The organism is Streptomyces sp. NBC_00536 (genome assembly GCF_036346295.1).
Taxonomy (GTDB): domain Bacteria; phylum Actinomycetota; class Actinomycetes; order Streptomycetales; family Streptomycetaceae; genus Streptomyces.
Genome location: NZ_CP107819.1, coordinates 1 through 13,301, shown reverse-complemented (window position 1 = coordinate 13,301; position 13,301 = coordinate 1). Strand labels below are relative to the sequence as shown.

The following is a 13,301-nucleotide window of genomic DNA, read 5'->3' as shown; positions in this document are numbered from 1 at the left end:
CGGCCCTCGGGCTGAGGGGCCCTATGCGTGTTCTTCGGAAAGGCGGGGGCCTAGGGAGTCCAGGCAGCGGACGTAGCCGAGCCTCAGGCAGGGGAGAACGACGCCGTAGTCGGCGACGTCGGTGGGGCTTTCGCCGTAATACCGCGTGCACTGTGCACGGGGAACGCAGGGGATTGCGGTGTCTGTGAGGCATGGTGCGGCCGCGGGCGCCGGGGAGGCGGCTGCGGGGCTGATCATGGCCGCTGTGGCGGCTGTGGATTCCTGGGTTTGCTGCTGTCTTTCTAGGTCTCTGATCTGCTGAGGTTGTGGGGATCTCGGGATTGCTGGTGCGCTGTCAGGGGCTATGTGGTTTGGGGGTTCTGGGGGAGGGGTGGCTCTGGCCTGTGGGTGTAGGTGCGGGTGTGGAAAGTTGTGGAGATATCGGGATTCCTATTGCGTGGGGCTGCAGCGCGGACGGGGAGCCTGGGTTGGATCTTGCTGTGCGGGTACGGGGCGTCTGGTTGTCGGTGGGCGTCTCGGCGCTTGATGGTGTCCGCCGTCGCTGGGTGGTGATGGTTGACAGGGGTCGTGGGCGCGGGCCTTGGGCGGTAAGTGGGAGCGCCCGGGGACGGCACGGGCGGGGCCTGGGCTGGAGGAGCGTGTGGTGTCAGTGGGGGATGGGACACTCTGGATATGGCCTTGCGTACACCGATCTACCTGGATACGGATACTCTCTTCGCTGAGGCGGACTACCACGAGATCGATGTGCCGCAGCGCGAGGAGATCGTGGAGAAGACGACCCGGCGGCGTTCGGGCGGGGGCAAGCTCAAGCTCGGTGTGGGAGCGGCGGCCGCCGGTGTCGATGCCTCGCGGGGAAGCGATGTCGAGCGGCAGAGCACCTACAGTCTTGATCCCAGCCTCAAGGCGAAGGTCAGCAGAGTCATCGACACTCTGATCGCGGACGGCGCGGTCAGGACCCGGCCGGGAGCGGACGGTGTTCTGGCCCGGGATGACCTCGTGGAGGTCGAGGGGATCACGAGGATCACGGCTGCGAGTCACTTCGGGAAGCTGTTTTTCATCCTGCGCCGGGTCCTGGAGGACGCGAACCTGGAGGACTTGGGCAACCTGCCTGCCACGCTCAGTGGGACGGACCCCCGTCTTCAGGAGCAGATGAAGCGGGTGTATCTGCACAACGAGCTTCCGCCTGTGCCGGTCCTGCTTGAGCTGGAACGTTCCGGGCTGCCATGCAAGGTGTATGTCAACGTGGACCCGAACCATTTCATTGACGATGCCTCGGCGGATCGTGTCGAGGGCGGTCTGCGAGTGCTCGGTACCGTGTCGCGGATCATCGATGGTTCCCCGGACGGGTATTTGAGCGCGGAGGAGTGGCTCCTGTCGGGCTGGGAGTACATGTTCCGGCGGACGGTCATGACGCAGGTGGACGACGTCTTGGCGGAGCTGCGCAGGGCCTGGGCCGATGTGGGCATTGCTTTGCCGAGCGGCGATGTGAACGCCTACATCAGCGGACCTGCCGTTGTGGTGAATGCCATCGCTTTGTACTGAGCCCGGGTCGTGTGCTGTCCGCTGCGGGATGCTTGTGCGGTTCGGCGTCCGGGGGGACTCGCGGATCGTTGTGTTCGCGTGGCGGCGGCATGCCGGGGGTGGTTGGGCGGGTTACCGGGCCCTGATGTTGATGGCCCTGAGGTCGGCGAGGGTGATGTTCTCCGTTCCCGACACGATCGCCTGGACGGCGGCGGTGCAGATGAGCTGGGACAGGAGCGCGATGTGGCCGTCGGTGATCGCGTGGAGCTGTGTGGCATGGCGGGTGAGTGCGTGGTCGTCGAGCTTGTACAGGCTGAGGTCTTCCTGGAATCCGGCCAGGACCCGGCGGAAGGTCTCCGGATCGTCCTTGTCCAGGGGGAGGGGGAGCATCCACGCGACAGGAAGGCCAGGGGAGCGGTATGCCGCAGTATCCGGCATGCCGCGGGGGGCTTCGGCCGCGCGCAGGGGTGCTGTGTGGACGCGGACCTGGTTGTCGGCGCGGTGGCGGGCCTGGTGGATGCGGGCGTTGGCACCGGTGCCGCAGAAGATCGTGGTGATGCCGAGCTTGTTGCGCAGGTAGTCGAAGTACGGGAGTACGCAGATCAGTTGGTCGGGGGTGGCGGTGTCCAGGCCGTCGACGAGAAGGAGCCGTGTCTGCACAACTTCCAGTACGTAGTTGACCGGTTGGGACAGGTCGGGGTGTTTGCGCCAGTCGAGCAGCTCGGTCTTGTTCTTGGGGGCCGGGTTCAGGCCGAGGAAGCAGGCGATCTCCCAGACCCATGCCGTCTTGGACTCGGCCTCGTCGGGAGCGGTGATGTGCACCACCGGAACGACGTTCGCGTCGTGCCCGCGCTGGCCTTTCTCCACGTCCTGCTGCACCCGTCGGCCCACCGCGCGAAGCAGCGCGCTCTTGCCTGTCCCATGCGGGCCGTCGATCACACGGTCCAGCAGTCCGTCACGGCGCCCGCTGTTGAGGTGGACCGCCTGTGCCACTTCATTGATCACCTTCTCCATTGGGGTGGTGAGGACCATCCGCATGTGCCGGTGGTAGGCGATCCGAGCTGCCCGTACTTCCTCGGAATCCGCCAGGGCGTCAGCGCCAGGGGCCAGGGAGTCGTGCGGGCGGTTGACCTCTTCGCGGACGAACTCGTCCCACCCGCTGCGGTAGAGGAGATTGAGCGGGCGCATCGGGGTGGCGCGCATCTGCATCTGCAGTCGCTGCTCGCGGTTCTTCTGCGACTCCACGGTGGCCTTCATGGTTCCTCTTTCGGGGCGTTCACGTGCAGGGGGCGGCCGTGCCGAGCACTGGTGGGCATGCGGCGCGGGATCGGTGGCGGCGGGGCGGTCAGCTGGGCGTTCCTGTTTCCTCCTCGCCCTCCCACACGTCGGCGTCCCACACGTCTGTGTCTTCCGGTTCTTCCAGGTCCAAGATCTCGCTGGCGTAGCCGAGCGATGCATCCAGGGAGCTGGCTTCCTCCTGATCGCTGTCCGCGGCCCCCTCGGTGGCGAACAGCGCATCCAGCATGGAGAGCGCGTCGGCCCCCGCCCCCTCACCGGTCTCCTTGCCGGACGATGGAGCGGGAACCGAAGAGGTCTGCGAGGCGGGGGAAACGGGCAGGGACGGGTACGGCCTGAGCGTCGACAGGTCGATCACGGGTAGATCGACGTACCGGTCCCCAGGGCTGTGATCGTCGACCTGGAGAGGCAGACCCTGAAACGGCTCGTCGGACGTGCGGCGCTGAGGGGGCGGCTTGCGAGTGCGCCGTCGCCGCTGCTCCAGCGCGAGGGCGATCGCGGCCTCCTCACCTGGATCGCCGCCAGCCCCGGTGTGGCGTTCAGCGGCCTCCTGCCACATGTCCGCTGTCCACTGGCAGGTCAGCAAGGACCGGTGGATGAAGTCGGTCTCGACCCAGCCGTCACGTGTGTGGTCATACAGCCAGGCCCGCTCGGGCCGGTACGGGTTGTACCGGCACTCCCAGCGGCCGTTCTTGCCGGGGCGGCCGGAGGGGCCGCGCAGGAGGATCTCCTCGTAGCGCGCCAGGTCCTTCCGTGTGGGCTGGTAAGTACGGTGGCCGACCGTGAACCCCTCTGTGCTGGGCTTGACCCAGGCTGCCAGGAGGAACTTGCGGCTCTCCCTTGGTGCCAGCGGCAGCGGCCGATAGCCGCAGCGCGCGACCTGTACCGCATACATGTCGTTGGGGGACAGGTGCACCCTGGGCAGGAAGGGGCTGCGCAGGCCCCGGTGGAAGGACTGCTGGTACTCCAACGCGACCCATTCCTGGGCCATGTGCTGCAGCTCGTCGATGGTGTACAGCGCTTTGCGTTCCACTCCCCGGCCGCGGGTGTGATGGCTGCGGCCTTGCCAGCCGTGCGTCACGTGCTGGCTGAATCGGGTGGCCAGGGTAGTGAAGAAGCGCTCCACCAGTGGCTTGTCCGTCGGGGTGCCCTTGCGGGCAGGGCGAAGGGCGATCCGCCGGCGGGCGCACACCTCATGGAAGTGACTGCTCGCATAGGGGCTTCCCTGGTCGTAGACGATCATCTCGGGGTGGATGACCGGGCGTGCCGCGGTCGCCTCGGTGAAGCGGGGGTCGGCGGCCTGGAGGGAGGCGAACGGGAGGCGGGAGAGCGCGGCCGCGGAAAGAGGGTCCCATCCGGGAAGCACCGGCCACGGCGCATAGCACTGCGCCAGCAGCAGCGTCAGATCGACCGCTCGCGTCGCCCGGCCGCCACCGGTTTCGCCCTTCCTCGCCGTCGGAGTGATCATCAGGGCGCACATGGAGCGGGTGGAGACACAGACCAACGTGGTCATTTCCACGCTCACCGGCTTCCCGTCGTCGCCCCGGGCCACGATCCGCAGCGGCGTGGTGTCGATCTGCGTCACTTCGCCCGGCCGTCGGGGGCGCATGAAAGTGCTGCCGTGGGGGAGGGCGGGCTTGGCCGCCCTCGCCGTACGCCGGCGGGTGGTGTCGCGTAGCTGCTCCGCGAGCCCGGTGTCCTTCATACGCACGTAGAAAGTCGTGCGCGGAACCAGCAGGGCCTTCGCCTGGACGGGATCCTTCATTTCGCCGGGGTAGCGAGCCTTCAGAAGCTGGATCACCTTCTCGAAGACGGCGTCCTCGGTCACGTCCGACTTGCGCGCGTAGCTGCTCACCACCTCCTGCATGGCTGCGAGGACCCTGCGGTCGGTGCGGCCTCCCGGAACGCGCCCGCGTTTCTTCGGCAGCAGCACCGCCGCGTTCTCTCCGGCGGCCTTCCAGGCCCGTCGCTTGTCCGCCAGCGTGTGGGCAGAGACGGTGACACCGGCGTCGCCAAGCCGCACCGACATGGCGGCGCACCGCTGGCCCAGATTGGTGGTGCCCGGGTCGAACTCGGGCCGCGCCCGGGCCGCACCCGGAGCGAAGCCGGTATCGATCTCCACCAGGCGCTCATGCCAGATCCGGGCCTGCTCCTGGTCAGCACGAGACAGTCCCTCCAACGCCCCCGGAGCTGTGACCTTGCTGGGAGACATCGGCTCATTCTCGGTGTCGAGCAACGCAAAGTCAGCCGCGCCCGTCAACCATCGGTACAGCACCGCCTGCGGCAGACCGGCGCCAGGGAACGGCTCAAGCGTGACCAAGGGCCCTGCCAACGTGACCACCGTCCAGCGCTCACCCTCCCACCGAACCCGCGTCCCCAGACGCAGGACCGCGACCGTGCCTCGGTCCGCTCCACGCTTTGCCATGGAGTGCTCCTCAGCCGGCCCAGGCGAGTGAATCGGGCAACAGCAGCCGCTGCCAGTCGATGTGCAGCCTTCGCTGCCAGATCATCCGGTACGCCAAGTCCAGCGCGGCCAGTGCAGGCAGACCACTGGCCGCACATCCCTGCCGCAGCCCGATGGGCTGGCCGAAGGCGCCCAGCAGCGCCTCGCGTTCACCTGCTGCTGCCGGGGAGGGGAAGCGGTAGCCGGCCAGCCATCGCAGGTTCTGCGTCTGAAAGGTGGAGGGGTCTGGCACGTGCCTGATCTGCCACCCGGCTGCCTGGGCGACCTCGCCGAGCACGCGCAGCCGGTCGGTGTGCACCGCGGACGGCGCCCCTGCAGGGAACGACAGGAGCAGGACCTGGCGCTCCCCGTCCCGGGTACGGGCTACGAACGGGGGCCGCCACCGCATTGACCGCTGACCGGCTCGCCAGCGCAGTTCCAGTGGCTCGCAGCTGAACGCATCGATGTGCTCGTCGAAGTCCAGCGCGAGCGCGATGTGCCACATGCGTAGCGACCCGCATATCACCGTCCGCCCGTTCGCGAGGGGCCAGTAGGTGATGATGCCTTTGCGGCCCCGGTAGGGCACCGGCTCGCTCACCGGCCCGAACTCTTCCAGCGCCACTTCTCGAAGCCCCGCCGCGTCGCAGACGCGCGCCGGTCCGTACGGTTCGCGGTACCAGGCCACGACATCCCGCTCCAGGCCCCGGACCGTCTCACTCTCCGGCAGGCCGCCGGGACTCTCCACCGCGCTCATGCCGCCCGTTTCCCGCAGAAGTGTCGCGCCGCTGCGCACACCAGACCGCCGGGGAACGCCACTGCCCGTTCCCGTATCCTCCGCGGCATCGCCGCCCGCAGAGGACGCCGTCGCGCCGCCGGGTTTCACATCTCGCATGCGGGCTGTCCCAGTTGCCAGGGGAGGCACGATGCCGCCTGAAGGACCCCGGTGGATTGTGCCGCTCGTGTGTGTCCGGCTGGCAGTCGCAGGTCCGGCACCTGCCGTGGTTCTCCGGCGGCCGGTCCGCCGGCACGACCAGGTCGCACCGGCGGTGCCGTTTCCACGGCAAGCCCGCCGGTGGTGTCCGGCGCCCGGGCGGTGGGGGTGCTGTGTCGTTGCAGCCAGTCCATCAGCGCCAGCCGGCCGACGGGGAAGTCGACGCCCCACCGGTCCATCTCGTCCCGCAGCCTGTCCAGCCATCGCGTACGGGCCTGCCCGTCCCGCCGGTCCGCCTGCTCGAAAGCGGCCAGCCGCTCCGCCAGGGCCGCGGCCTCCGGCATCAGCACGAGCGGCGCGGTAGACACCGCCCGCGCCGTGAGGTCCGCCTCCCGTGCCCGCTGTATCCAGCGTGGGGTGCCGGGGAGGTGTGTCCACCAGTGCACCGTGATCTGGAAGGCGTCGGCGAACAGCTCCCGGCCGGCTGGCCCGTACCGACGCTGGAGGGCTTCCCGCTCCTGGTGCGCCCGTGCCGTCTCCGGCAGCAGTTTCAGCGACAGCCCGCGCTCGCCCCCGGTGCTGTCGTTGTCGGTGAACCGCCCATGTTCCCCGCACACCCGCCAGCGGTCCGCACTGAGCATCCACACCCTCTCCCGCACCCCGCGGTCGGCGGCGCAAGCCCCGCACAGCGGCACCAGGTGACCCTCGCGCACCAGCCACGGCCACTTCCACACCGGTGTGCTTTCGGCCTTGAGCAGGTGCGCGGCCGCCGTGCTGGGCAGGGCCTCCTGCAGCGCCCGCACGGTGCTCCCGGCAAGTACCGCCAGGTACTCAAGTCCCTGCTCGTTGACGTACATCTCGGTGGTGGAGGGATAGGCCCGAACCCGCACCGGATCGGTTGAGGCCTGTCCGAAGCCCACGCGCTCCAGCAGCTCTTCCAGCTGAAGGCCCTGGCCGTGTGCGAGCCGGCCGACGAAACTGCCCGTCGACTCGCCTTCTACCGGCACGACCCGCACCGGCAGCGGCCGGCGAGGGCCGAACCGCCAGGGCACCGCTCCCTGCCCGTTCACCTTTCCCCTCTCCGGAGCTGCCCCGCTGCCGACACCGCTGTCGAGAGCACGGCTGCCTCATGCTGCTCCGCACCGTGCCGCCGAAACCTGCCTGCCCGTCGGATATGCCCGAAAGTGTGAACCGGTCGGCGAAAAGGAAACTGGGCACGGTTTCCTGCGCGGACCATGAGGTTCCAGGCATGCGATCGCAAGGGAGCCACCGGTGCCCGGAACCGTCACCGAAGAACAGCTCGCCACCCCGCTGCGCGGCCACCAGGCCGTCGCCGTCGACAACAGCGTCTCCGCGTTCCTCGACCATCACGCCCGCATCAGCGTCGTGATGGCCACCGGCACCGGCAAAACCCTCGTCGCCCTCCACATCGCCCACCGGATCGCCCCGCACGGCAACGTGGTGCTCTTCGCCCCCAACATCCAACTGCTCTACCAGACCGCGCAGGCCTGGCAGAGTGAAGGCCGCCGGGGCCTCTACCTGATCATCTGCCACGAGGAGGCTGGCAGCACCCTGCCCGCCGGTGTCCTGCGGGTCGGATCATCCGCGGAACTGGCCCACCACGCCGCCAGGGCTGCGGCCTTCGGCCCCCTGAATGTCTTCTGCACCTACCAGTCACAGGAGAAGATCGAAGAGGCCCACCGCGACCACCACCTCGCCCGCTGGGACCTCATCATCTGCGACGAGGCCCACCGTACCGCCGGTGACGGCAACCGGCCCTGGGCCCGTGTCCTTGACGACGCCCTCTTTCCCGCCCGCAGGCGCCTGCACATGACCGCCACACCCCGCGTCCTCGCCCCCGGCACGGACGGGGACACCCTGGGCACCGACGTCATCGCCTCCATGGATGACCCACGCCTGTACGGGCCGGTCGTCTGCCGTCTCTCCCTGGCCGAATCGATCGCCGAAGGCCTTCTGGCCGACTACGAGATCGTCGCCGTCGAAGTCACAGAAGAGGACCTCAGACGAGCCCTGCGCCATCCCGGACGAACCGACGCCACCAGTGAGGGACTGCGCCTGGCAGCCGCACAAGTCGCCCTCCTGCAGGCCCAGCACCTCTACGACCTCAGGCGGACCCTTACCTTCCACACCTACATCGCCGATGCCTCTGTCTTCGCCGAAACCCTCGCCGAGACCGCGCAGTACATGCCCCCGTACATGCGCTGCCGTCTCTCCAGCAACGTGGTCCACAGCAACCTTCGCGCCATCACCCGCCGCACGGCACTCCAGGAGTTCATCGACACCCCCACGCATGGCCCCGCGGGAGAGGATCTTCCGCGCAGAGCGGTGCTCAGCAACTGCAACTGCTTCACCGAGGGCGTCGACATCCCCGCTCTGGACTCCGTCCTGTTCGCCGATCCCAAGAGCAGCCCCGTCCAGATCCTCCAGGCCATCGGCCGAGCCCTTCGCCAGATCCCCGGACAGGGCAAGATCGCCCGCATCATCGTCCCCGTCTACCTCAGCCCGAACCAGAAAATCGAAGACGGAGTCAAAGGCACCAATTTCCACCTGCTGCACCAGATCCTCATCAGCCTCAGCATGTGGGACGAACTCGTCTTCGACCGCGTCATTTTCCACAGTGGCGACCGCACCCAGCGCCCCTACACCCTTGCCCGGCCGCTACGGGCCGACGAACTCATCGGCCTGCTCCGCCCCCGGCACGTGTCCGCTCCCAACCAGATCTGGGACACCGCCTACCAGCACGCCCAGGCCTACTACGACACCCACCACCATCTGAACGTTCCCAGCCGCCACCAGGCTCCGGACGGCTTCTACCTGGGCTGGTGGGTCGGCAGGCAGCGCTCCATGAAACAGCACGGCATGCTCCTGCCACAGCGCGCCCAAGACCTCGAACGCCTCGGCATCCGGTGGGAACACCCGCCCACCAGCATCGAGTTCACTCTCGACATCGCACGCGACTACACCGGCCGCCATGGCCACCTTGCCCCCGCCCGCACCGAAACCCATCACGGGGTCCGTCTGGGTATGTGGCTCTCCCGACGCCGCGCCGAAGCAGACCGCCACACCCTGCCCTACTGCTATCACCGCGCCCTCAACGAGATCTACCCCTGGTGGAACAGCCCTTGGGACCCGGGCGGGCAGTGGCGCCGTACCTACGCGGCCGTCCTCAGTGCCGCACGCCGGAACAAGGTTCCCTTCCCCGACCTCGGTCCCGAACAGGCCACCAACCCCTACAGCCACTGGCTGGCCGATCAGATAGCCGCTCTGCCCCACCTCACCGCCACCCAGCACGAACTCCTCGGCCAGATCCCTCTGCGCCACCCCCTCGCCCACCTGCTGGACCGGCCTCGCGGATACTCGGCCTGGGCCTTCCACAGAGGGCTGCGCGAGGCCTACCTGTTCTGGCGCACCCATCAGCACCTCGCTGTCCCCACCGCCTACCGCGGCGACGATGCGGGCGACCCGCTCCTGCTGCGCCGCTGGCTGTGCGAACGGCGCCGCGATCCCGCCCGGCTCACTTTGCGGCAGATCAACGCTCTGGAGGCCCTGGACATGCGATGGTGCTGATGGCTCCTGTGTTCCCCGGGTGACGCCCCGCGGTGGCGGGCAACGGGGTTCTGGATGCCAGCGTGCTGGGGTTGCGCGGCAGTACGGTCGGCGATGCGGACAGGCCGTTGTTTACAGAACTGCTATTGAGCTACCCCTGCGTCTGGCTGCGGGCCGAGGTCCCCCTGATATCCACCACTGCGCGCGGCTACGCCCACCGCATCCCGGCCTTGGACAGCTGCTCGACGCGTTCCGGTGCGAGGGTGGCGGCCCGGGCGCGTTGGTTGGCGATCCACGCGCCGAGCTTCAGCGCCACGTCTTGTTGCTTCTGGTCCTCGCTGTCGCCGCCGATGGTGATCGTCTCGATGTGCTTGCGGGGCACAGCCAGGTGCCCCTCGCGCTCGAAGAACTGGGTTGCGGCTTCGTAGTGCATCGCCCACTTGTTGGCCTGGCTGGTACGGGGTTTCGGTTTCTTGTTCTCGGTCGCGGGTGTGATGCCGAGGATCTGCGTGCACATCCACTGCTGCACGTTGGTGAGTTGGCTCCATCCGCGCCGGACTGAGGTGACCCACCGGCTGAGGTCCTCGCCCTGGCGCATGACCTTGCTTGCCGCGGTTGGTAGTGCCTGGCCGGTGTTGAGGTGGAGTCGGACGAGGTGGAAGCAGCGCTGCCATGTCACGGGCCAGTCCGGGCACCAGGAGGGGTCGATGTCCTCCAGCTGCTTGCGGCGGTCCTGTGTCATCGTCCAGGCCGATGGCTGGAGGGGCAGTCCCTCGGAGTGCCGCTGCTCGTTCTCCGCCGTTCTGCGGGCGGCGACTCGGGCGTTCTTCAGCCAGATTCCCACTGCCGTGCCCTGGTAGGTGGCGTCTCGCGGGGCCAGGAGGTGGCCGTGTTCGGCGGCCCAGCCGCGTGCGGCGGCCAGGCCTTCTTCCCACGCGACGTCGTGGTGGGACCAGATCATGCCGAGTTTCTCCAGCTGGGTGACGCGCTCGGCGTTCATGTGTCCGCGGGTGTAGCGCTTCCTGGCGTCGGCGGTCCATTGCCCGAGGGGGAAGTTGGCGAGCGAGGCTGGCCAACCGGACGCTTTCGTGTTGTCCGCGTCCGGAACGCGGAAGGTGGATGGGACACGGAGGTTGCCGTGGGTGCGGGCGTAGATGACGGTGGCTTCTACCCCGCGGCGCCAGTGTTCGTGTTCGGGGTTGAGGATGCGCAGGTTGATGAACGCTGCGAGCGCGGCCGGGTCGCGCGGTGTGGAGAACTTCAGCAGGGTTTTGGCGGGGGCGCTGACGCTCCCGGAGCCGCTGCCGGACCCATTGCCGTTCTTGCTGCTGCCGCGTTCGCTGACGGGCTTGTAGCGGCTCGGCGCTTGCTGCTCGGCGAGGGTCTCCACGATCCGGGCGTCGTGGGCTCGGAGTGCTTCGAGGAGTTTGGCGAGTCCGTCGTACGCCCGGCTGGTGAGCATGTTGTCCGCTGTCTCGCCGGGTCCGAGGAGGATCGGCACGACGAGGGAGGCGACTTTCCCTTCGTCGGGCTGCATGCGGAGGGCGCGGCCGAGGGCCTGGACGAGGTCGGGCATGGAGCCGCGGACGTCGGCCCAGTAGACGGAGTCGCAGGTGCGGGTGTCGACGCCTTCCCCGAGGACCTTTACGGAGGACAGGTAGGCCTTCTCCACGGCGGTGCCGTCCGTGGCGGTGCCGTCCGCGAACTCGGCGAGGACGCGGCGCCGGTGGAGTGGCCTGTGCTCGCCGCAGAGCCAGTCCGCCCAGATCGTGGCCGGGTACAGCTTGGGGTCCGTGTCGTTCAGCTGCGCGGTGACGTCGGGGAGGCCTGCGGCGAAGGCTTCGGCCTCTTTGACGACGTGGTGGAAGACGAGCGTTCTGCGGAAGTCCTCTTCTGAGGATGCTTTCACCAGGGCGGTCTGCAGAGCGGCGAGCCGGGCCCCGCGGATCTCCTCGGAGCGGGCTTCGGCGCCCAGGAGTTGTGCGGCCTGGAGCTGGGGGTCGGTGATGTCCACGCATACGACCTGGTAGGGGGCGCAGATTCCCCTGTCGATGGCTTCCGCGAGCGTCAGGGTGAAGCAGCGGCTGCCGAAGGGCCCGTCCGGGTCGTCGTCCATGCTTGCGACCAGCTCGCCCGGCGAGCCGGCCTGTTCCTCGTCCCCGAGCTGCCACATCCGCGGCGTGGCCGTCATGTACAGTCGGCGCAAAGCCGGGATCCGGGTGTTGTCGTGGATCACCGCCCACGGCTTTCCGATCCGCCCGGACGTCCGGTGCGCCTCGTCCACGACGATCAGGTCCCAAGCTGAGAGGCCGGCGTTGTGGGCCTTCTCCAGGGTGCCCAGGCCGAGGGAGGCGTACGTGGCGTAGACGGTGACCTTGTCCAGGCTTCGCGTCCACTCCACCAGCTCGTGCACGTCCGTGGTGTTGGGGAAGGGGACTTCCTCACCGCGTAGCGAGGAGATCCCGATCATGGGTCCTCGACGGCCGCCCTCGCGCCATGCGGCCTCGGTCTGGGCGAGCAGGTCCAGCGAGGGGACGAGGACCAGTACACGGCTGGCATGGAGCTTTTCCGCGCTGTGGATAGCCACCCGGGTCTTTCCCGATCCGGTCGCCATGATCACCTGTGTCCGGAGCCCTCCCTCGGGCGCGTGCGCTCTTGTAGGCGGTTCCAGGGCGCGGAGAACTGCGTCAATGGCTTCTCGCTGAGCGGCCTCGCGCTGGTCGACGCGGTTTGTGATCGGCATTTTGGCCTGTCTCCTCCTGGGTGGGCCGGTCGATTTCGAGGAGGCGGGGACGGTCGACCCGTACGTAAAGGTGATGGGACGTGAGGGCGATGGATGGCCTGGGTACCTGGTCATATTGGCCCCATGAAGAGCCACCAAGGGACTACCCATTGGTGCGGGGCGCAGATGCGCCGATCCACACGATGCGGTGAAATTCGCCCAACTACCGTGCACTACTGGGCCGTGTCCGCATTCGCCGCACACGGGGGACCCGGCCGCTGCACTCGGAGCGCTGCAACGGATCCGTTCCCATATCTATCCTGGCTCTATAATGAATCAGGTGGGGTAGAGCGAAGCCCGGGCCGGTTGGACGGCCTCTCGGGCCTGGAAGAGTCATGGACTGTAGCGGGATCCCAAAACCAACCACGAGCCCTACCGGGGGGACGCACCTGAGTGGGGGATCCAAGGTCCCTGCTCTCGGTTGGCTCTCACTGGCCGTCAGCCGAAGAGAGGCCGCGGCCTTCCCGCTGCTGCCAGCAGGGGACCGCGAAGCGGGCCCCTATGGTCCTGAAGGCGAAGCCGGAAGGACCAGGGTGGGAGCGAAGCGAACACCCCAACAAGCCGAAGGTCTACACCCCGTGAAACGAGGTCAGCTCCCGCGCGAAGCAAGGGAGTTCTCTGGGCCCGCGCAGCGGGCCAGTCCGGATGGAGCGCAGCGGAATCCGGACAGTCCGAAGCGAAGCGTAGGACCCCGGCCCAAAGGGCCGGCTCTGCTCCGCGAAGCGGAGCGGTTCTCTCCTGAGCGCGCAGCGCTCAGGTAC

General features: G+C 68.2%; 7 protein-coding genes. 2 read left to right on the top strand and 5 right to left on the bottom strand.

Going from position 1 to position 13,301, the window contains the following annotated elements:
- Positions 1-672 precede the first annotated feature (672 nt).
- Entirely contained in the window at positions 673-1,542 is an 870-nt protein-coding gene (locus OHS33_RS00035) for a DUF6414 family protein (RefSeq protein WP_330328284.1), read from the top strand.
- Positions 1,543-1,653: 111 nt separating this feature from the next.
- Here OHS33_RS00035 and OHS33_RS00030 read toward each other — a convergent pair whose 3' ends face one another.
- From OHS33_RS00030 to OHS33_RS00015, 4 genes are all read right to left on the bottom strand, one after another.
- Positions 1,654-2,778 (bottom strand): TniB family NTP-binding protein, encoded by a 1,125-nt coding sequence (locus OHS33_RS00030; protein ID WP_330328283.1) that lies wholly within the window; start codon positions 2,776-2,778, stop codon positions 1,654-1,656.
- 88 nt (positions 2,779-2,866) lie between these two features.
- Positions 2,867-5,242 (bottom strand): transposase, encoded by a 2,376-nt coding sequence (locus OHS33_RS00025; protein ID WP_330328282.1) that lies wholly within the window; start codon positions 5,240-5,242, stop codon positions 2,867-2,869.
- A 10-nt stretch (positions 5,243-5,252) separates the two neighbouring features.
- On the bottom strand, positions 5,253-6,014 hold the full coding sequence (locus OHS33_RS00020; RefSeq protein ID WP_330328281.1) for a TnsA-like heteromeric transposase endonuclease subunit: 762 nt from the start codon (positions 6,012-6,014) through the stop codon (positions 5,253-5,255).
- 125 nt (positions 6,015-6,139) lie between these two features.
- Positions 6,140-7,261 carry a TniQ family protein gene (locus tag OHS33_RS00015; RefSeq protein ID WP_330328280.1) on the bottom strand — a complete coding sequence of 374 codons (1,122 nt, stop codon included), beginning with the start codon at positions 7,259-7,261 and terminating at the stop codon, positions 6,140-6,142.
- Positions 7,262-7,463: 202 nt separating this feature from the next.
- Here OHS33_RS00015 and OHS33_RS00010 point away from each other — a divergent pair, with 202 nt between their 5' ends.
- Positions 7,464-9,779 (top strand): DEAD/DEAH box helicase, encoded by a 2,316-nt coding sequence (locus OHS33_RS00010; RefSeq protein ID WP_330328279.1) that lies wholly within the window; start codon positions 7,464-7,466, stop codon positions 9,777-9,779.
- A 187-nt stretch (positions 9,780-9,966) separates the two neighbouring features.
- Here OHS33_RS00010 and OHS33_RS00005 read toward each other — a convergent pair whose 3' ends face one another.
- Entirely contained in the window at positions 9,967-12,501 is a 2,535-nt protein-coding gene (locus OHS33_RS00005) for a DEAD/DEAH box helicase (protein ID WP_330328278.1), read from the bottom strand.
- Between the last annotated feature and the right edge of the window lie 800 nt (positions 12,502-13,301).

Coding starts and splice junctions, on each gene's coding strand:
- OHS33_RS00035 (WP_330328284.1), top strand. CDS start 673: ATGGCCTTGCGTACACCGATCTACCTGGATACGGATACTCTCTTCGCT.
- OHS33_RS00030 (WP_330328283.1), bottom strand. CDS start 2,778: ATGAAGGCCACCGTGGAGTCGCAGAAGAACCGCGAGCAGCGACTGCAG.
- OHS33_RS00025 (WP_330328282.1), bottom strand. CDS start 5,242: ATGGCAAAGCGTGGAGCGGACCGAGGCACGGTCGCGGTCCTGCGTCTG.
- OHS33_RS00020 (WP_330328281.1), bottom strand. CDS start 6,014: ATGAGCGCGGTGGAGAGTCCCGGCGGCCTGCCGGAGAGTGAGACGGTC.
- OHS33_RS00005 (WP_330328278.1), bottom strand. CDS start 12,501: ATGCCGATCACAAACCGCGTCGACCAGCGCGAGGCCGCTCAGCGAGAA.